This window comes from Candidatus Seongchinamella marina, assembly GCF_026262685.1.
In the GTDB taxonomy this organism is placed as follows: Bacteria; Pseudomonadota; Gammaproteobacteria; order Pseudomonadales; family Halieaceae; genus Halioglobus; species Halioglobus marinus.
Window position 1 is genome coordinate 1 of sequence record NZ_SHNP01000006.1, and the last position, 20602, is coordinate 20602.

General features: G+C 47.8%; 10 protein-coding genes and 4 pseudogenes. 7 read left to right on the plus strand and 7 right to left on the minus strand.

Translation table 11 applies throughout. The features are described 5' to 3' along the window. Positions 1 to 524 precede the first annotated feature (524 nt). Positions 525 to 1367 (minus strand): sulfotransferase, encoded by an 843-nt coding sequence (locus EYC87_RS15965; RefSeq protein WP_279253749.1) that lies wholly within the window; start codon positions 1365 to 1367, stop codon positions 525 to 527. Positions 1368 to 1523: 156 nt separating this feature from the next. On the opposite strand from EYC87_RS15965, the gene EYC87_RS15970 reads away from it, so the two are divergent. The 3 genes and pseudogenes from EYC87_RS15970 to EYC87_RS15980 form a co-directional block, all read left to right on the plus strand. Continuing rightward, positions 1524 to 2540: a sulfotransferase gene (locus tag EYC87_RS15970; protein ID WP_279253750.1), complete on the plus strand. Its 1017-nt coding sequence runs from the start codon at positions 1524 to 1526 to the stop codon at positions 2538 to 2540. An 846-nt stretch (positions 2541 to 3386) separates the two neighbouring features. Beyond that, positions 3387 to 3740: an HAD family hydrolase gene (locus EYC87_RS15975; protein WP_279253907.1), complete on the plus strand. Its 354-nt coding sequence runs from the start codon at positions 3387 to 3389 to the stop codon at positions 3738 to 3740. Between the two features lie 133 nt (positions 3741 to 3873). Then, positions 3874 to 4017, plus strand: a pseudogene (locus tag EYC87_RS15980) (IS6 family transposase); the annotation flags it as partial. A 43-nt stretch (positions 4018 to 4060) separates the two neighbouring features. Here EYC87_RS15980 and EYC87_RS15985 read toward each other — a convergent pair. Further along, entirely contained in the window at positions 4061 to 8341 is a 4281-nt protein-coding gene (locus tag EYC87_RS15985) for an amino acid adenylation domain-containing protein (RefSeq protein ID WP_279253751.1), read from the minus strand. A 238-nt stretch (positions 8342 to 8579) separates the two neighbouring features. Between EYC87_RS15985 and EYC87_RS19515 the strand changes: the two are divergent. Next, positions 8580 to 9014, plus strand: a pseudogene (locus EYC87_RS19515) (IS6 family transposase); the annotation flags it as partial. A gap of 1330 nt (positions 9015 to 10344) precedes the next feature. Here the strand turns inward: EYC87_RS19515 and EYC87_RS15995 are convergent. Both EYC87_RS15995 and EYC87_RS16000 read right to left on the minus strand, forming a co-directional pair. Continuing rightward, positions 10345 to 11010, minus strand: a complete 666-nt coding sequence (locus EYC87_RS15995) for a sulfotransferase (protein WP_341474994.1) — start codon at positions 11008 to 11010, stop codon at positions 10345 to 10347. A gap of 282 nt (positions 11011 to 11292) precedes the next feature. Further along, positions 11293 to 12211 (minus strand): annotated as a pseudogene (locus EYC87_RS16000) (transposase); the annotation flags it as partial. Positions 12212 to 12396: 185 nt separating this feature from the next. Here EYC87_RS16000 and EYC87_RS16005 point away from each other — a divergent pair. Next, complete coding sequence (locus tag EYC87_RS16005) at positions 12397 to 13254, plus strand: hypothetical protein (RefSeq protein WP_279253752.1); 858 nt, start codon at positions 12397 to 12399, stop codon at positions 13252 to 13254. A gap of 77 nt (positions 13255 to 13331) precedes the next feature. Here the strand turns inward: EYC87_RS16005 and EYC87_RS16010 are convergent, their stop codons facing one another. The 3 genes and pseudogenes from EYC87_RS16010 to EYC87_RS16020 form a co-directional block, all read right to left on the minus strand. Continuing rightward, a complete protein-coding gene (locus EYC87_RS16010) occupies positions 13332 to 16448 on the minus strand; it encodes a glycosyltransferase family 2 protein (protein WP_279253753.1) in 3117 nt (1038 codons plus the stop codon). Next, entirely contained in the window at positions 16449 to 17207 is a 759-nt protein-coding gene (locus EYC87_RS16015; RefSeq protein ID WP_279253754.1) for a sulfotransferase family 2 domain-containing protein, read from the minus strand. Positions 17208 to 17543: 336 nt separating this feature from the next. Continuing rightward, positions 17544 to 18018: pseudogene (locus EYC87_RS16020) on the minus strand (transposase); the annotation flags it as partial. A 611-nt stretch (positions 18019 to 18629) separates the two neighbouring features. On the opposite strand from EYC87_RS16020, the gene EYC87_RS16025 reads away from it, so the two are divergent. Next, on the plus strand, positions 18630 to 19679 hold the full coding sequence (locus tag EYC87_RS16025) for a hypothetical protein (RefSeq protein WP_279253755.1): 1050 nt from the start codon (positions 18630 to 18632) through the stop codon (positions 19677 to 19679). Beyond that, on the plus strand, positions 19676 to 20584 hold the full coding sequence (locus tag EYC87_RS16030) for a glycosyltransferase (protein WP_279253756.1): 909 nt from the start codon (positions 19676 to 19678) through the stop codon (positions 20582 to 20584). The genes EYC87_RS16025 and EYC87_RS16030 overlap by 4 nt, the downstream gene beginning before the upstream one ends. Positions 20585 to 20602 lie beyond the last annotated feature (18 nt).

A 20602-nucleotide genomic window follows, 5' to 3' on the forward strand; every position in this document is an offset into this window, starting at 1 on the left:
ATATCCTTGACCGTCTTTTCGGTGTTTGACATGCTCATGATGATGCTCCTGTACTTCAGTTTAAAAGTAGCAGAAGTCTCTCTTAGCAAATCAAGTCATTTGGTACCATCGTGGCTGACGGGATACAATAGTTAACAGCCTGGTCCGCGATAAGTGGTTGCCAGTGGAACGTTGCTTATAATGGATTGACCGAAAAGATAGCGTTAATCCCGCTTATACTTACGAGCTCATTGCGCAATATAATTGTTGAGACATAGCCCAAGCCTACACCTATCTCCAGTACTCGTTCCCCTGGCTGGATGATTCGGCCGATTTCTTTAGACTCTTTCCCTTCGTAGGTACCATTGCAAATGGCCTGCAGAATCGGAGGTGAGATGATTGATTCGTCTATAGGGATCACAACATCATTAAGGCGGATTGAACCCTTGAGCCTTGCGATTTTCTGCCGAAGCCTCAACCTGAATTGCTTGACCTTCCTAGTTAAATTCAATTTAGATCTCCATGCTGATTGAAGGAATTAATACTTATATTTGGCGAGTAAAGTCACTGCCAAACCTCTCCCTCAAAAATTCATTCTGAAGCTTGAAGTCAGTATCCAGCGGCTCAAGAATGTGATCGGGAATTTTGATTTTCTGGGTGACATGGGCGGCCTTTGACAAATTGGTGTATCCGTCGAAGGGAGAAAGCCCAATGTGTTTTTCAATCTTTAGCATGGTGTTTTTTGCTTCTCTAGAGACCTGTTTAAAGGGAATGTAAAGAAGGTCCTCAGCGGGGATCTCATCGTCCCAGACAGGAATATAATTCCTGTAGTCACCTCTGTTGAGTATCGGGGTGGCCTCAAAGGCCTCTTGCCATTGGCTGGTACTCAGGCACTTCATTTTCTTGCCAAACTTGCGCTCGACAGTCATGCGTAGTTGTGAGCGCGCCCTGGAGGCGGGGTCTCTAATCATGTATATGATTTTCGGGGTTCCCAACAAGCGCTTAATGTGCTGGATGCCCTCGCGAGGAACGGTGCAGTATTCTGGAGTGATATCCCCCAGTGTCTTCCCGTCAGCAGTCGCACGACCGAAGGCGCTTCTGTACCATTTTTCGGAGAATAGCTCGACTTGGGCCAGATCGGCCAGATACTTCACGTAGTCAAGATTAATGTATTCGCTGTTGTGAACATGAGATGAAATATTTGATCTCACGCCGGATTTGATGTGCCCCTCGGTCCACTGGCGGTTGTCGTCTACGTACAGGTGGTCAAAGTAGTGCAATTCCTTGACTGGCGGCATCCAGACATCGGGGTGCTGGATCAGCTTCGCGTACAGCCAAGATGTGGCAGCTTTCTGTGCTCCTATACACAGAAAAGAAGGTAAACTCATAATATTGCCTGGTTGTGAGGTGCTTTTATCACGTCTGATACGGGTTCCTTGCGGCAGGCCTCGCAAGAACCGTTCCAGAGGATTAGTGTGAACATCCGGCTAGTCTAGACTATTTGGGGTGGTGTGAGCAAAGCTTGCATGCAGTAGGAAGGTGAAATGAATTGGTTTCGGTGTAAAGCGCATGACATCTATAATCGCTGGCGAAAGTTCAGGGGCCACCACTTTGACTACGTGCTGATAATTACCTACGGCCGATCTGGGTCAACCCTTTTGATGGGGTTGTTGAATACGGATGACTCATGCGTCATCCGCGGCGAGAACAATAATTTTATGTATCACCTATATTGCGCCAGGAGGAGTCTTGATCGAGCCAAATCCGGTTACAGCGACGAAACTTGCGGGAAACCCACCTCTCCATGGTGGGGCGTGGATGATATTGATCCCGCTTCGTTCCAGCGGGACATGGAGCCAATTGTCAGGAATGTGCTGCTGAGCGGCCTCGGTCGGCGGCCCAGAGTGCTGGGATTCAAGGAAATTCGCTACTTCGATCTGTTCCTAGAAGGCGAACTGGGGGGATATCTCGGCTTTTTGGCCAGAACGCTTCCGCGTTGCGCTTTCGTTTTCAATGTGCGCAATATCGACGATGTTATGCAAAGCAAATGGTGGGCGGAGCTGGGGGAGAGCGAGGCTGCTGAGACGAAAGTCTTGCTAAGGGAATTCGAGGAATTTGCGATTAATTTCTGTAAAAAGTACCGAGACAGTGCTCGTCTAGTGAGCTACGAGGCCGTCGTAGCCAATGGCCGTGAACTGAGAAATATTTTTGCCTTTCTCGGTTTGAAATACGAACAAGGGAAAGTATCACAAATGATAGACGTGGTTTGCGAGCAGCCGATCGTTAATATGGACCCGCATTGGCGACCGCAGTTTTATCAGACACTACAGGATGGTTTCCAGTATGATTTTATTGGGAGATTCGAGAACCTTGATTCGGACTTCCTGCACGTACTAAGCAAAATAGCTCCAGGAGTAGATCAAGCTGTTGCCAGAGAGGATAGGCATGCCACTCGCGCTGATAGCGGGCTTGCAGACTATTTCACGAGCGAACTCAGCAAAAAAATCATGGAGAAATTTTCGGTTGATTTTGAGTTTTTTGAATATCCAGTTCATGTGTAACTAGTGTAGTTTTTTTCAGATAGCCCTAGCTTATTTTTACAATTGCACGTATTCAGGAGAGTTATTGATGCCTTCATCGCCCCATGTTTCTTTTAAGACTAATCCAATGTGTACCACTTGAATTGTGAACATCTAAAGTGGTTATGTAGCTGAATGGCGCCATTCTAACTGCTAACGTGCCCGCTGGATCTCTTTGATACAAGTAGATCGATGCATCGCCGGAAGCGTGGTAACCTACACTATGGCCCGGTAGAAGCTCCGAATAGGCCTGGATCGGCTCGCGTTCATCCGACCTTATTCGAAAGCGCGATATTGCCGAGTCTGAATAAAAAATATCGTCATCATTTTTCCTTCCAAAAGAAAAGCAAGATTCTGAGCCAAACTATTTATTATATTCACGCTTGGTATTCCGTCTTAAAGAATTTCTAGAGATGGTGTTATTGCTCTCGCACTGTTTGCATGCTTAGAGAGGATCAAGAGGCTGAGCCTTACCTATGTTTCATGTTCATATTTATTCGCGTTCTATCATGGCTGCCATTTCGATCAGGAGCTTGGGTATATATGTTTTAAATGCTAGCTCGTCGCTTACAAAGTCCAAGGGAGTTGAGTTCGGTACTCGCGGAGAAAATAGTTGGCTCCCCAAATTGTATCGGTTCGCTACAGATTTATTACCTTCTTCATAAGATTCCAATAAGTTAAAAGCTTGCGAGTTGTTGAGTAATCGCGTGGACCCTGTGTCCTCTGCAATAGCAAGGTTTTCCAGAGCTTCGAGTACCATATTCCGGCCGCGTGCTTGACCGAAAAGATAGCGTTAATCCCGCTTATACTTAAAAATCCGCCCTGTTCCTGGCATTTGTAACAACGACGTACCGCCGAAATATTGATGCGATCTTGAGAGGTAGTCAGCCGCAAATCGGCCTGGCAGATTTTAATCTTGTACTTTGCACTGAGGATGTCACCAAAACTAAACCAGACCCTGAAGTCTATGAGCTCGCCCTGAAGCGCCTTGGCCTCTCGGCAAATGAGTGTCTTGCTATCGAAGACAGTGAAACATCATTGGCAGCAGCTAAATCAGCTGGTATACCAACGCTAGCTACCCCAGGAGCGTTTACCGCAGAGCAAGATTTTTCGAATGCAGATTGGGTGTACCCTTCGGTAGCGGCATTCATTGACAGTGGCGAAGTGCAATTTTTATCGTAAAAATTTGGTTAATTGGCGGGCAGAGAGTCAGCAAGACGTGAATTTTTTGCCTGCCCCGATAATACCTTATTAACTAGTCGAGGGATTCTGTCGATTCTGCCAAGTTAACAGCCCGAATTGTTAGAATCGGCCTATGAATACATACAAACGCCACCGATCCCCTCCCGACATCATTTCTCAAGCAGTCTGGCTCTATTATCGATTTAATCTCAGCCACCGTGATATCGAAGATCTACTGGCTGAACGAGGCATCACTGTCACCCGCGAAGCTATCCGCCTCCGTCTCCTAGACTGGTTAGCACATTGATGGTGCCGTTTACTTATTCTTTGCGATTATCATCATGGCGTGCAACAACCTTGCGCAGCAACGCAACTAACACGCTTTTTGATAACGGCTTGACGAAATCAACATGGGTATTTAAAGGCACTGTCTCTTCTACGAATGGGCCTCTTGCTAACGGTCGCAGCGAGGTATAGCGCCATGGTCGCAACCGCTTTGTCACCAGGTGCCATGGCCGCGACTTCCTCACAGCACAGTGCATTGGTGCATGTCCCGGCATGGGGTGATAGTTAATCAGAAACCTGTCTACGGTCTTCTTTATCTCGTCGTTATTCTCTGGTACGTTCAGTTGCCAGGGGTTTCCAGAGTGTTTTTTTTGTCCATTTTTCTTCCTGGTATTTGCAAATTGCCAGAAGAATAGAAAACTGACCAAACTGTTCATAAACAGCTCAAGCCAGCGCTCTTTTCGAAATCTTCGCCCACCAACAATATGTACGGCTGGTTCCATCAACAGCAATTGCGGGACCGGAGCACCAAGGCGTTCCATTGCGTGGGCAGTTTCAAAAGCGAACCACCCGCCGAGCGAGTAGCCTACCAGCACAGGTCGACGATTCGGCAGGTGTTCTATCACCAATTGTGCAAACTTATCGGCAAAATGTCGAATAGCATCTGCATCGGAAACCTCCGATACAACTGTCCTGTAGTCTTCAACCCCAATCTCGATCGCATGTATCGAGGCAAAGGTGCCTGCTTCCGGCCACAAATGGCGCAAGGTTGCCGGCCCATGTATTCCCGGCATGAAGACCAGATCGACTGCCCCTGAAATAGTGGTCACAGACTGCCAGCAAGAGCTGCTCTGGGGTTCTTTTGTGTCAGCGTGGTATGCAACACCCTCGATGATATCCGTTAGTGTATTGGAACCATAAATCAACGAAAGCGGCAGCGGTTTTCCAACTGCAGATTCCAGTTCAAGTTGCAGTCCCACAGCGGCCATGGAATCTCCGCCTAGGTCGAAGAAGGATTCCGATGGATCAGCATTTGGTCGGGCGAGAGCGCCACGTATGGTCTGCAATACTGATTTTCTGTCTTTCGGATCGAGCAATTTCACGCTACCAGATTGCTCTGTCAACAAATCGAAGCGGCTGGCGAACGCAACACGATCGACTTTTCCTGTCGTGGTTCGCGGCCACGCATCAACCACCAGCCAGCGTCGCGGAACCGCGTGACGAGGAAGCTGGTCTTCGAGCAGGTTCTGAAGGCAAATTGTCCAGTCATGATCCAGCATGTCTGAATGGTCTTCATGTTCGTCAGCGATAGATGAAGGTGTTTCCGCAATGCGTATCACGGCCGCCCCCAGCTCTTTGGAAACGTCAGTTCCGAAAGCGATTACCTCAGCATCCTTGACTCCGGGAAGCTTCCGTATTGCCCTTGATACCTCCTCAGGCTCCACCCGATAGCCATGAATTTTTACCTGTTCATCAAGCCGGCCGTGGAACAGCAGTTCTCCATCGCTGGTCCAAGAGCCGAGATCGCCAGTGCGATACCAGTTACCACTGTCGTCAGCAAGCTGTATGAATCGCTTACCTGTTTCCTCCGGGTCATTTAGATAGCCATCTGCCACGCCTGCGCCACCGATAACTATTTCCCCGGTAATACTCGGAGCCACCCTGCGTAGTTGCTCGTCAAGAATACGGATCATTGCCCCGCGGTTCGGAAACCCTATCGGGATCGATGGAAAAGAAAGCGACTTGCTGCTTATATCGTAATGCGTGCACACGACGGTGGTCTCTGTCGGACCATAGCCGTTGCAAAGCAGTACTGCGTCATCTGCATGCGCGAGCCATTGTTCAACGAGTTCCGGGGAAAGTACCCCCCCACCAACACCAACAAAACGCAATGTGGGCGGTATCGGGTTTGCCATTTGCGGCGCATCACGCATCCACATAGACCAAAGCGCCGTCGATATACCTACGAAAGTAATGTCATAGGACGCAAGCGATTCAACAAAACCGCGAATGCTCCATACCGACTCTGGTTGCGGAATCACGACACTTCCCCCGACCGAAAGAGGAATCAGTACTTCTGACAGCGTCGAGTCGAAGGCCACTGAAGACGTCCAAATGGATCTCCGGAATGTCCCCCGACCAAAGTACCTGATCGAATCCTCAGTGTAAGCGTTAAGTCCACGATGGGTGATCCTGACACCTTTGGGTTTACCGGTACTGCCAGAGGTAAAGAATACACATGCAATTTCCTGGGCGAGAAATGCTTCGCATTTGCCCGGCAATCCAGTACCAGCCTGGTCATGGTTGCCAAGAGCAGGGAGCCAGGTGGTAGCACGATCGTCCTGCAGGGGCAGTCCAATAGCCACGTCGGCCGATGTTCGCTCCAGTATATCCCGAACCTGAACATCCGGACTCTCGTCAGAGATTGGGACAAAAGCGCAGCCCAGTCCCATCACCGCCAACTGCGCCATGATCAATTCGGGCGACCTCGCAAGCCGTATTGGCACCATATTCCCTTGTTTTACGCCTGCTTCCCGCAACCTCGCCATTATCGATGCGACTTCTCGCCCGAGTTTTCCGTAGGTCCAGAGCTGTCCATCCGCGGTTTCGATAGCCGTAGTGCTTGCGCTGCGCGTGAATTCATCAAAAATTAAAGCAAGAAATGATTCTGGCGTCGGCTCGAAGGCCCCGCCACTTTCCCATTCACGTATCGAGATCTCGCTGGCCGATCCCAATAGTGGGAGTTGGGAAATACTGGTCGTAGGTTGATTTTTCATCACTCCGCGTAAGGTCGCTGCAAGGTCCCCAATACATGAGAGATTTGAAGTGCCGCTAGCCAGCCAGCGTCCATTCTCTCGAATAATTTGCCACGAGGACATGCCGAAGTCTGTTGTCCCAGCACCTCCCGGAAGCCACTGGATCGGCAGTGTAGCTGGATCAGTTATTTGGGTCTCACCATTTCCCCCGCGCTCCAACAGATCGGCAAAGAACGGACCTTGCCTCTGGGCGCGTGCGACCAGCTCAAGCCATGTGTTTGCAAATGAGAGTATCGATGCATTTTGATCAATCTTGAGCACGACCGGGGCGACGGGGTTGAGCAGCGATGCCACAGCCAAATCATGGGCGGCGGTTACTGACTCATCTATCTCTGTTTGGGTCCACCACCGTCCCACTTCTAGTTGAGCTTTGCGGAAGGTCAGAGCCCAGGCCAGTAAACCGCAAGCCAGATCATACTCCGTCTTTCCAAGATCGACGGTAGGCGTCTTGTGCAATACTGAGGGCAAGGCGTTCCCGGTGCCCTCGAAACGCTTCTGCATCCGGCAACGCCAGCCGCACTCGAATTTGAAGACTCGCTTTTCCCATGTGGCAATTTGCGCGAATTCATCAGGCGACTTTATCTCGGCATGCCCCACTTGGCGGCAGAGCTCGTTGGTGAGCTTTGGCGTAACGCGTTTGGCAAGCAGACATCCCTCTGACGTTGCGATGTGCAACTCCAAGTTCGATGCTATGAAAAGGGTTCCCGGGTGGGCAATCTGATTCGGACAGCCATTATCAAGACACAACTCAGCACCGAGTAATCTGTGCCACGCCCCATCAACGCGAAAGCGCGCATAGCCTATATAGTTCGGAAAAGGACCAAAATCAAGAGCTCGCACAAGCCGCTGAATTCTGGCGGCTGACCATTGCCAATTAACCTCCATGCCCTCTCGTGGCCAATGAGAGTTGCCAAAGTAGGTTCGTTCATTCAAGTTTTGCTGGCGATGAACAAGGGATCCCTGGCCGAGTTTGAGGACAAGTTCATCAAACGCCTGAATACCTGCTTCAAGACAGCGAAGATTGAGAGTTTGGCTGGTATCGTCACCATATATGGGGACAGGCGTTTGCATGATGATGTCACCAGTGTCGATCCCCTCTTCAACCATATGCCACGTTACAGCATGCTCACTTTCTCCATCGAGCAGAGCGCGGGTAGGCGCATAGAGACCGGCATATCGTGGTAGAGGCCCATCGTGAAAATTAATGGTTCCCCGGGCTGGATGACCAAGAACCTCGATCGATATCAGGCGGGCATTATTTACACTGACTATCCAGTCGCACGGAATGTCAGTGAGTATGGCCAGCGGTGTGTCAGGATCGTAGGTTCTGATCCCTTCGCGGCGCGCTGAAGCGGCAAACGCCTCGCTATTGGCAAAACAAGCGACCACTTCATGTCCGGTTGCCTTTAATGCAAGGAGGCAGTGCATTGCGATGGTAGAGTCACCAATCACGGCGACCCGGCACCGTTGATCTTCAGGCAGGACAACACGTTCAATCATTGGCTATTAACACTATGCGCGGCATTAGCCAAAGTTACAGCCATGGTGACGTATTGCCAAGTTAACTTGAGGTGATAAGCCGGAGCGCTACCAATCGACTTCTAGTGCCCAGCTGGCAGGTAAAATCCGCCTCCGGCGGCACGTCATACATTAAAAATGATTGTCTCTATAGGTGCAACATGCGCTAGCTTATCAGGGTTCTGCCAAGTTAGGTCGCCAATGTTGCTAGAATTGGCAGATAAATACCTACAAGCGTCACCGATTCCCGTCAGATATCATCAGTTATGTCGTCTGGCTTTACTATCGCTTTAATCTGAGCCACCGGAGTTATGGGGATACGTTTTACATTGATGAAGTATTCGCCGGTGTGCCGGACCATTCGATCAGTGGTAGACAGCATTACCTTTGGTAAGCAGTTGATCGGGGTGGTGAAGTGGTTGACGTATATCTTCAGGCGAGGCGCGATGGGGCAGTGGTAAAGCGCTTCTTCAAGCGCCTGTTGCGGAGTCACGGCGATGAAACCAGAAAAATCATCACTGACAAACTGCGCAGCTATGGGGAAGCGCACCGGGAACTGCTTCCGGAGGCGATCCACAGCAGACGGCAGTATGAGAACAATCGGGCAGAGCAATCCCATGAGGCTGCCAGGGTGAGGGAACGGGGGATGCGGAAACCTTAGGGACAGTGCGTTTGTAGAATCAGGCAGGGCAGTAGCCTAGGATCAGGAACCGGTTTTCCTCGGTCTGGAGAGGTTAACTTGCCAGAACCATCACCACAAATGTATTGCCCGAAAAGATGGGTTTCAAAGCTAGGTTGACTACCGAGATGGATTTCACTCGCGCAGCTGGCAATGAGGCAACTAGTGCCCATTTTAGTATGCTCTTATCCAGTGATGGAAAGCGCAGTTTTTTTTAGTCAGCACCCAGCAAACATGATTCAGGCGTATAACCAAAAAATGATGTTACTGCAGAGTGCGGGCGTAAGGTTCTTACGATGACCCCTACTTCTGTTTCACTCAATAGCGACACCTGCTCTCGGTTTTTATTCTCTATGCTTGATCGTGGATGGTCTTTTATTTTCAGGAGCAGATTTTTTCCGAGGTTAATAGTTCCGCCAGTCGCTTTTTCCAATAAGTTCTTTAAGGACCCTGGTGACCTACAGAACTGTTTGTAGCTAAAGGTCGTGAGGATCTGAGCGGACGTTTACTCTTTGAGTATATTACTGCAATTCACCCACTCCATCGTGCGCCTTTGAAGATTTTGAAGCCTGTCAGCCTCCTCTAGCTGCTCGATATTCGGCGTATTTTGAAAGAAAGTGCTGGAACAAAAAGCTCCGGGATATCGGTTTTTCACTACACATTTCGTCTTACCAAATAATGAGCGAAGCGCTTCGATACGAACCATGTTCGGTGGCGATTTTTATACGATTATCTTTAACCGACCGTCGGTATTGTTCTCCCGATATCTATTCAGCCATGTGGACCTAACGGACGCTCTATAAAATCCTGCATTGGCTTTTCAGTTCCTCTGTCTCCCGGGAATCAATTGCTGACCTTCGCCATTTTTTACTAGTAGACTTATGTGAGGACTGATAGCCAGGTAACTGGCAGTGGCTGTGCACCCTGTATAGGGCGGAGTCAGAATAAACACGAAATGGGTTTCGTCCTGATTATTATAGCGAAAATTAGGCCATCGATTATTATCTGCCTCTACATTTGCAAGACCTGATCGTTGCATGCTGCCTTTAGTGTGTTTCATTTAGGCGCCTATGTTGGTGCTTCGTTAGCATTTGTCTTTTTAATTTTCTTAGAGTTTTGGCGTTGTGGTGAGGAATGAGTATTTATTAGATGTAGATCAAACTACAAAGGACTTCAGGCCCGGCTTATTGGCTTGGTATTGCGTTTATCAGTTGGGTCAATTCGGTTGAGATTATTTCCAGCTGCGCTGACATCGTCTACGATGTGGCCCAAAATGGATCGCCGCTTTCATTATTTGCTTGTATCTTCAGTAAGAGTGCCTAGCTTCTAAAACGTGTTTAACCTTTGCCAAGTTGAACTCTTCTCCGAGAAAATTTGGTAACGACTGCAATGACTCCGGATTAGTCGTATAGTCCTCGTACCTTATCCAGAAAGATTTTTGGAAATATTCTCTCATCGTATTTTTCATTAGCTCCTCCGTTTCTACTAATCTGCTATGCGCGTTAGGTTTATCCGCCCACCATTTGCTAGATGCAACGTTGGAGAGATTGCGAGAGTTAAATATAAAACAAGAATCGGGAAACTGCTTGTCGAGAAAGCTCATGAAGTCCGCAAACTCACCATCCGAAAATTGGCTCGCGATATAGCGAATTTCTTTGAAGCCAATTACAGAGGCTTTATCGTCAGGCCTTATTACGTACTTTATGAAGCTGGCAGTCAGTTCAGCGGCGAGCGATTCTGGGTCCGTGTTCTCTATTCCGTACCATGCCGATGTTACTGGAGTGGGTTTACCTACATGTTTGTTTTTGGCATCGCGAAGAATTTTGTAAGCGCGAAATATTGGGAGCAACACACACCCGTTCTCGCCTCTTATGCAATAGCCATCAAACGAATTAAGAACGCCCTGCAGCAATGTTGAGCCGGACCGACCATAGGAAATGATAAAGCAGAATGAATAGTTAGAAACAACAATGCCCTCGTTCTAGAAAAAAGGTTTGAGATAGAGAGGTAACGCCACCAGAAGCGCACAAAAGGATCTCACTAAATGTGTTGGAGTGCAAATAGCATCTGGTTCCCAAATAGGCTTCTTAAATGTCTGAAACCCCCTGATTGTCTACGACTGCCGTGAGGCGAAAGCAGACTTTTTGGGCCTGAATCACTTTGGAGGGCTAGATGTCCGCAAGTGGTTGCCAGTGGAACGTTGCTTATAATGGATTGACCGAAAAGATAGCGTTAATCCCGCTTATACTTCGTCCTCCAGCGTGTCTGTCACATCTGTAGCGGCCATCGTGGTCGTCAGTGGCCAGTTGATGATATAGCGGGAGTAATCATCCAACACCGTGGACAGGAAGTACCAGCCCCAGCCGACAACCCGGAAATAGGTGAAGTCGGTCTGCCACAGCTCATTGATCCTACCGGTGGGGTTCTGAAACTTGTCCGAGGCACTCATCACAACAAACTGGGGGCTGGTGATCAGGTCATGGCCCTTGAGAATCCGATAGACACTAGATTCCGAGACAAAGTAGTCATGGGTGTCGGTGATATGCAAGGCCAGTTCCCTCGGCGTCATGTCAGGACGCTCAAGCGCTACTGCCACAATCAGTTCCCTGACAGAGTCGGGAACCCGGTTCCAGTGCTGGCGGACCGCACGGCTTGTATTCTCGAGACCATCCAGGCCATCCTGCTCATAAGCCCGATACCAGCGGTAGAAACTGCTGCGGCTAATCTTGATCTCCCGTAGCGTTCGCCGAACCGATAGCTCGGACTCCTCGACTAGCCGGATAATAGCCAGCTTCTCGGATGCCGTGTACATCATTCGTCGTCTAAGGTCACACCCTGCCCAGCCAAACTTTTTTGAGCCAGTCATTGCGCAGGTAAAGCTCAGCCACAGCCTGCTTCAGATTCTTGTTCTCGCGCTTTAGGCCGGTGACTTCATCCGTATTAGCTTCCCGAGACGTATCACCGTCCAGCCGCTTCTTGCCGGCTTCCAGGAGGTCCTTACTCCAGCGGTAATATAAATTGGGGTTGATGCCTTCCTTGCGGCAAAGCTCGGCTATGGAGCTTTCGGCCCGCAGGCCATCCAGAACAATACGGATCTTCTCCTCTGTGGAGAACTTGCGGCGGGTCTTACGGCGAATATCTTTGACTGCTTTTTCTGTATTATTCATGCTCATTATGAGACTGCTCTGCTTCAGTTAAAAGTAGCAGAACTGTCTCCTAGTGAATCAGGCCTTTTTGGTAACTCATGCTTTGACGGCGCACAGGCGCACAGGCAGACTATGGTGTAAACTAGGGTTGGACTGATCGGATCTCGGTTGATCAATTTCTCTTTGTCCAGTTCTTAGGAAAAATCCAACTTATGAGAACATTCATTCTCGGGCTTGGTGCCCAGAAATCCGCCACGACGTGGTTATTCCGTCAGCTAATCAAATCTCCAGACTTTGCCAGGGGTTTTTCCAAGGAGTATCACCTTTTCAACGCGATCCATCTGTCGAGTGAGAAGAGGGCGATGAGCCATATTGTCCGTCGGATAAACAACTACCCATTTCATGACGGAGACAACTTTGTTGAAAAGCACGAGCGAATCATGCTCGACTTCTACAGTACTCCTGACAAGTACTATGACTACTTTGATAGCATACTCGATGAGGGGCAGTTTACGCTCGACATCACTCCTTCCTACTCCGGGTTATCGTCCGAAGTGCTAAAGGAGATTCGCAGGGAGTTTGAACTCAGGGGTATTCAACTCAAAGTTGTATTCTTCCTGCGCGAACCAATATGCCGAGTCGAAAGTGCGGTTAAGATGGGGTTGAGGCGTTCAAATGTACTGCGTGAGGTAAGTTTGGAGGTAATGACCCAGAAACTGCGTAACTGGATCAATAGCAAGGATGACCTTCTAAGGGCTAACTACAGAGAGATCGTCGCTAGAATTGATGGCGCTTTCAATCAGGAAGAGGTCTACTTTGGCTTCTATGAAACCCTTTTCTCTGCAAGTGAAGTTCATCGCTTGTCCACTTTTCTCGGACTCCCGGAATCCTTGATAGATCCCGGAAAGAAAGTAAACGCTACGCCCAGCCTGTTCAGGTATACCGAGGTCGATATGGATGACTTTCGGGACAAAGTCGCTGATAGGTATGAATTTGTATCCAGCCGGTTTGGTTTTGACCTATCAATATGGCACCGGGCTACAGAGGCGATAACGATAGGAGCCAAATAGGCTGTTGCCTCGATCCGGCACGAGTACCAACAACTCAAAGTCGAGGTGGTGTAGCTGAAGCCAAGTTCCCATTCGCTTCATTCTTGCTCAAATCGGTCTGTAAACAAATCGGCCAGACCTCTCTGAATCAGGCAGTAGTTCTCCATTTCTAATACTTTTCTAGGGCTTAGGTTGGCTCCTGGTGTCCAATGTGAAAACTCGTCTATGGCTGTATCCTTTATCTCTTCGATGCCTGCCACCGTGAAATGCCGAATTTTGATGTATTTGGGGTGATGCAGCACTTCCCAGTCTTTCTCCTTCCTGAAGTACACTGCTGGTCGATTTGGAAATAGCCTGTTTTCACGATGTATCTCTTTTTTGGATATGTAGCGGTTGCTATCGGGTGCTATATATACAGTTTGTACAGCAAGCTGCCCTATGGTTGGTAGGCGTGAATTCAGCAGTCCCTGGAAAAAATTTTGTAGTTTTCGGCTGGGGCTGTTGAGCGGGCTAAGCAACATATCGGCGTCCCACTTACAAACATAGGTGTATTGGCACTTGCTCAAGCACCAGTTGTAGTAATAAGCCAGACTGTGTACGGAGTTCTGCGATGTGGTTTCATTCTCTGTGCCACAACGAGATACTGTGAATGGGTACTTTTCTATACGAATCTTTTCAGATTGGTCGTGTTTGAGTATAAATTCTTGCGCAATCTCCAAAGTACGATCGGAGCTGCCGTTGTCGATCAGAACTATTTCATCAAACAACTCGTACATAGATTGGAGGCAAGCAGCGATACGTACCTCCTCGTTTTTGACGCGAAGCATTGCGCTTACGCCTACCTTTTTGTGGGAAGATTTTAGGTAGAAATTGAACGCGTCTTCCTTCTCCAGGTTGCTGAAGCGTCTAGTCCTTCTCAATCCAATTGCGGAAGTGGCGAGTACTAGGCGAATAAGCCTCGATATCTTTTCCTTTACCTGCTTGAAATCAGCGCTTAGCCTGGATGACAGCTTCTTCTTTGCGATTGGCAGTAGTTCCCTGAATCTAAGAGATGTGCTTTGACTCTTGCAAAACCTAACTTGTTGCTCCAGTTTGTCCTTTTCGGCCCAGGTGTCCAGTAACATTGTCATTGGAAGTGTAGGCAGAGAGAGCAAAGAGCCGTCTACTTCCTGATCGCAATTGCCTACATGTCCGGATGGTACGCGAGGGTATATCTCTACAGGCTTGTCTTTCGGTAGGTATTTACGTGAGAAAGCAAGGTTGGAGGCCTCAAAGTAGGCTCTGACTTGAGAGTGTAGTGAGTCGGAAAACCTGCTTGCGCTTGCAGTCTCTACGTAATTTCTTTTGCGAAACCAGTGGCGAAAGTAATGACTAATACGATCTCTCTGCGCGATGGACAAATAGTTGCTATCAAAGCGGTTAGCTTGTTGTAGGAAGTCGATGACATCGTCCGACCAGGTTTCATTCTTACTGGAACTGCTGAAAAAATACTCCGAATCATCCAGTTCTAGCACCTTCAGAAAGTCACGACAAATGTTGCCTTGGGGGAAATCTTCGAGATGATAACGATTGACGGTTATTGCTTCCTTGCCGAAGTGTTGCTCGTACTCTCCCAGAAGCCACCCGTAGTCGTGAGCCGATAGTGTTTTGTCGACAAACTCGGTGAAGGTATCAGAAACCGCTCGTACGCCCGAGTGAATAAGTTGAGCATAGCCTGATTCGATTCTTGAATCCTGTGCTCGCACATAGAAGACGAATCGAACCCTGTTGTTTCCCAGGAGGCGCTTCAGTTTGGCAAGGTTGGGTAGTTCATCCTTCAGGAACTCAGGGCTGAAGAACTCGGAGGATAGCAACAAATGCTCACACCCACTTTCCTGATATTCCTTTAGGATGCTATCCCATATTCTCTCTTCATCTAGCTCTGGCCAGCCCAGCAGATGCTGCTCTTGATCTACCAGTGATACAGGAAGTAGATGTGAGTTCGGTCCCCATGCATTTGCCACACTGCAGTAGAATATCCCATCGGATTTGAGCTGATCCTCGTTTTCAGCAAGGAACTCTTGAATAGCCGTTGAACCTGTTTTGTGTGTGCCGGAGTGCACTATTACTGTGCCGCGAATTTCCCTCGACGGTCTCTCAGGCCAATACTGGTTGAGTGTGGCGGTAGGCCATTTAGTAAGGTTCGTGCGGCAGAAGCGGCTGAATTTGGCGTTGATCTTCTCTCTGAAGTTGTTCTCAATTTCAAGAGGGTCACTCTTGGACAGCATGGCCGAGAATGAGTGTGCTTGTTTATTGAGGTCCTGCCATTCCAGTTCGCAGGCGAGTATATGCTTAGCATGGAATTCTATCGCAAGGGAAAAGAAGTTCAGACGATCTACCTTATCGAGATCTTCAAACGCCCTGGGGAAAATCGAACGCCACCAATAGTTCAGCTTTGTCGCCATGTAGTGCGAATGAATCAGTGGCATATGCTGCAAAGTTCTGCCAACTGCTTCTGAGTGAGATACCTCTTCGGCAAACTGGTGTGCCCCCCATTTCTTCCGCATCATGCTCTGTGAGTTTACTCTGTACGCGTAGAAAGGAAGATCAATTGTAGAGATTCTCTTTGCCGAGGACAGTATCTTGGCAACGTAGATCTGGTCTTCACCGATATTTATGTTTGAATCAAATTCAATCCTGTTCTTAAGGATCACTGATCTACGGCAGAAGTAGAGAAAAGTTGATCTGAAATTCCACAAGGATTTTTCATCCTCGAGAACAGTATTCTGCACTGGTACTACATGGCTTAGTGATGATCCAAGCTGCCCATCAGTATAATCATGCCCCGTAAATTTGATGACGTCACTTTGGCGAACTTCTGCTAGTTCATAGAGCTGCTCCAGCATGGTCTGGTCACGCCAGAAATCATCACTGTCCACATGTATGACAAACTCGCCTCTGGCTCGCTGCACACCACTGTTTCTGGTCTCGGGTAGTCCTTTATTGGTCGCGTGTTGAACGATGGACACCCTGCTATCCTGTGCCTCGTACATCTTCAACAGGTCGAGGCTGTTGTCGGTGGAGCAATCGTCCACCACTATGATCTCAATTTCCTTAAGGCTCTGGTGTAGCACACTGTCCAGGCACTCTGAGACAAAATCAGCAGTGTTGTAGACCGGGATGACTACTGAGACTTTTATGCGAGATTCTTCGATTCCCTCCAGCTTGCTGTTCATCTATCTGTTACCGGAATCCAAAAGTGCGTTGAGCTTGCCCGGAAAAGTCTCCTTCCCGGCCAGCTTGGGTTGCCGGTACTGTATGCCCAGAGCTTTAAGTTGATCGAAGTCTTTCTGATAGATTCGTTTGACCTGCTCAACTAGCGCATAGGTATAGAAGCAATGGCTTGGGGGTAGATTGCGACGTTTGGCTTTGAGTTCTGCAATGCTCCAGGTACTTACCTCATTGCCTTTGAAGGCCGTCTCTATATGTTTTGACTTGTTCGCGACAGAAACCAGGGTTCGTGGTGCACCAGTTATGCGCGAAACTTTGTCCAGTCCTTTTTGCAAGTCTTCCAGCTTGAAAACCTTGTCGAAAGTATAGTGATTGCCAAACTTCTCGTAATCTTCGCTGAACTGCGGGGTAAAGTGATGACGGTTGATTCGCTCTAGCTCACGGTCTTCTTCCAGGACCTGAATAAACTCTTTGAAGCTGTCCCATCCATCATTGTCATAGAATCTGCCTACATATTTGTTAACGAAACCGCTCACTAGCCTTGCGTAAGGGTTTCTGACCACCAGGAACTTGTGGTACTGCTTGTACCGGTCTGGATCCTCCCAATCTACCCGAGAGTACTCAGTGCCGCCGTAACCAATGAGTTTGTGGATGTTCCCGTCTTCGGGAGCGTCCAGTTGATGCGATTTGACATACCATTTCTTAATGCTAGAGCATCCACATTTGGCGGACCACCCGAGCAGGAACTTGTACCGATGACTCACTAGGAACTGCAACCTATCGATTCCCCTATTACCGTTGTAAGTTTGTGTCTCTTGGGGGTTTGAAGAGATCTATGAGCACTATCAGAATGCTTGAAAGATAGTTTGCTCTGGTGTGCGCCCCCGTTTGGTGCTTTTGAGGGTGCTTTCTAAAGTTAAGCATAGCCGAAGTAGTCGAGCAAGTGCTCATTAGATCTGAGGATGGAGGATATTGTATCCAAATCCTGATTTGACAGCAGTGCTATCTGCTTCGAATTTTGATTGCTAATGGTTTGCTCTGGATAATCCTTTACGGCTATGGGTTCGTTGAAGTTTATCGAATTCTTGATATGGTCCTCTGATGTCGGTGACCCAAGCCTGGTCAGGATAGTCAACGCTAAAGACTCTTTGCAGCTTATTCGGTGTAATGATGGAAGGTCTCCCATAAATGACACGAGGTGCTTTATAACCGCGCAAAGCCTTGATTTTGTGGTTCCGCATGTCGTTTGCACCGGATACTGAATCTGATGATCTCGAGTAAACCGGTACTTTACTCGGGCTGGCTTGCAAAGTACCGGGCGGCCTTTTTTAAAATGTCGCGTTCCTCTTCTGCGCGGCATAGCTCTGCTCGAAGCTTGAGGATTTCACGCTTGGCTTCAGTCAGCTGCTCCGCTTGTTCATCCGCTTTATCAGGCTTTACAGCTTTGACCCACTTATGCAGGCTGTGGATTGAGACGCCTAAACGCTGAGACACTTCCGCGACGGAATAGCCGCGCTATAGGATCTGTCTGACAGCTTCGTCCTTGAATTCTGGACTATATCGATGGTTGCTCATATGACTTCCTTCTATGGAGATAGAATAGACTAGGAGTGTCATCTAAACTGTGGGAAGTCCAATTTTGCCCGGAAAAGGTATCAAGGCGTCTGAGTATTTCACCGGCAGTGTTCTACATCGAAATTATTAACCTGTCCTCGTCCGTGGAAGCAGATTGCAGGTACTCGCAGTAACTTTTACCTTGAAACTTGTCCTTTGGCACTTGCATCCATTTTTCTGATCCTCGTAGATGATAATCTGTGCAACTGACTACTAGCGCTCTCAGGTCGCGTTTAGTACCAATGATTATTGCATCGGAGGGAAGTCGAGATAGCTGAGGATAGGTAAAGTTTCTTAATCGACTAATTGAATTACAACATTTGGGGATACGTGTCGCACTTAAGCCGGCCTTGCGAGTCTAAAAATTATTTTTAGGGTCATTCGCATGCCGACGTTAATCGGAATCAGAGAAGGCTGGAAGCAACTCAAGCCGGGATATACACATGAACCGGTTTTAAGGCGATCCAGTTTCAATGCTATTTATGAGATACTATTGCTATTATAGTTTATAAATATCAAACGGCGCTCACCCCTCACGAGTTGCCTCACGATTTAATGATTTGTGACCGCTTATGGAAAGCTCAAAGGCAGTATTTTTGCACGTAGGAAACTTCAAAACTGGCACATCCGCGGTGCAAAAATACTGCAGTGAAAACCGCCAATTATTAATTGATAAAGGGCTGGATTATCTTGAGGTTGCCAGGCCGACTACTAACAAGACAAACCACGGCCAACTTGCTCTCAGCTTGTACAGGGAGACAGGAAAAAGAACACCTGACTGGTATGTTGACGAAGTTTCATATAGGGCAATTTCTGCTGAGGTTCTAACCTCGATCAAGGCTTCACCTTGCCAGAAGATTCTCATTTCGTCAGAGGAGTTCTATAGAATCCCGGCGTTTGATGATGCCAGCAGAACGGTTATCCGAAAAAGCTTGCGGGCGTTATTCCGCGGTCATACGGTTAAAGTTATTGTGTATGTGCGGAACCCTATGGACTTCATTAAATCTTGGTATAACGAAGTTAATAAGTCCAGGTTTCCGATAAGACGATTTGTGGATTACGTTTTTCATTTAGATAAAAGAATGGTACTCCCGGACGCTAATGTCAATTTTTGGCGACATGTGTTTGGAAATGATGCTGTAATTATAGAACCTTACGCACTCACTGGCATAGAACACATTAAGAGATTCCTGACACTAGCATCGGTTAGCGGGCTTGAGTTCGGACAATCTACGGCTCTAAATATCAATCTACGCCTTGATAATTCAAGCCTGGAGAGAGACCGAATCAACAAGATAATGGCTGTATTAAAGGGAGATGAGAGAGAACGATATCTACGCTCAACGGTGTTATCATCGGTTGATAAGCTGAACTCACTAGAACGTAAGTTAGCTAAGATCAGCGCGGATTTTAAACGATTCTGCGATATCGAAAATTTGAAGGTTAGCGGCGCTGAGCTAAGTCTTTACAATGTATTGGTCCATGATGAGGCCGTAAATCGGAGAGATCTGATAAGCCCTAGCCTTTTTGGCATAGCCAGGGCAAAAATTTCGAATTCGAGCGTTGTGCTGTGGGCGAAAAAATGTATGCATAAAATTAAGTTCAATGTGAAATCTAAATGAGCAGTGAAAAGTCATCTGTCGTAGCAATCATCACGCGAACCAAGAATCGAAACGCATTGCTTACTCGGGCTGTGAACAGTGTGCTCGGCCAGACATACCTGAACTGGGAGCACGTTATAGTTAATGATGGCGGAGATCGTGAATCAGTCGAGTCTCTCTTGGCTCCGTACGCGAAACGTTACGCCGGGAGGCTTAAGCTTATTCATCATGATGTATCCACAGGTATGGAAGCAGCCTCCAACACAGGAGTTAATCATTCGGAAAGTGAATTCATTGCTATACATGACGACGATGATAGTTGGGACAAAGACTTTCTACAAATTTGCATCGAACAATTACTCACAGATCCTGATACTGACGTGAAAGGAGTGGTAACAGGAACTATTCAGGTCTTTGAAAGTATTAGGGGTGCAAATGTCGTCACAGTGAGAAGGCAGGAATATAATCCAGAGCTCACAGCTATATCGCTTCCTTCGGTGCTTGAGGTAAATCAGTTTTTACCTATTGCTTTTCTTTTTTACCGATCGGCTTATGAAGAGATTGGTCCTTACGATGAAACGCTACCGGTTATTGGCGACTGGGAGTTCAATATAAGATTTCTTTCCAAATTTGACATCAGAGTTATTCGTGACAGCCTGGCATTTTACCATGTTCGACTAGGTGCAGAGGGCGATTGGGCAAACTCGGTATCGAGGGAAAGTTTACATGCGCATTACAGGGCCAAGATAGTGAATAGATACGTTCGCAAAGACCTTGAGAGAGGTGCACACGTAATGGGGGCTTACATTGCTATGGGGGATTTTTTATTTCGCACCAATAGAAACCTTAGCCGATTCGGCCGCATATTGGACAAGCTAAAACAGCTTCCTTTTGTCTCTTTTCTAAGAAAAAAGACAGGAATTTAACAACTAATATCGTATTAA

Excerpts from the sequence above, each read along its gene's own strand:
- EYC87_RS15965 (WP_279253749.1), bottom strand. The coding sequence starts at position 1,367 with ATGAGTTTACCTTCTTTTCTGTGTATAGGAGCACAGAAAGCTGCCACA.
- EYC87_RS15970 (WP_279253750.1), top strand. The coding sequence starts at position 1,524 with ATGAATTGGTTTCGGTGTAAAGCGCATGACATCTATAATCGCTGGCGA.
- EYC87_RS15985 (WP_279253751.1), bottom strand. The coding sequence starts at position 8,341 with ATGATTGAACGTGTTGTCCTGCCTGAAGATCAACGGTGCCGGGTCGCC.
- EYC87_RS16005 (WP_279253752.1), top strand. The coding sequence starts at position 12,397 with ATGAGAACATTCATTCTCGGGCTTGGTGCCCAGAAATCCGCCACGACG.
- EYC87_RS16010 (WP_279253753.1), bottom strand. The coding sequence starts at position 16,448 with ATGAACAGCAAGCTGGAGGGAATCGAAGAATCTCGCATAAAAGTCTCA.
- EYC87_RS16025 (WP_279253755.1), top strand. The coding sequence starts at position 18,630 with ATGGAAAGCTCAAAGGCAGTATTTTTGCACGTAGGAAACTTCAAAACT.
- EYC87_RS16030 (WP_279253756.1), top strand. The coding sequence starts at position 19,676 with ATGAGCAGTGAAAAGTCATCTGTCGTAGCAATCATCACGCGAACCAAG.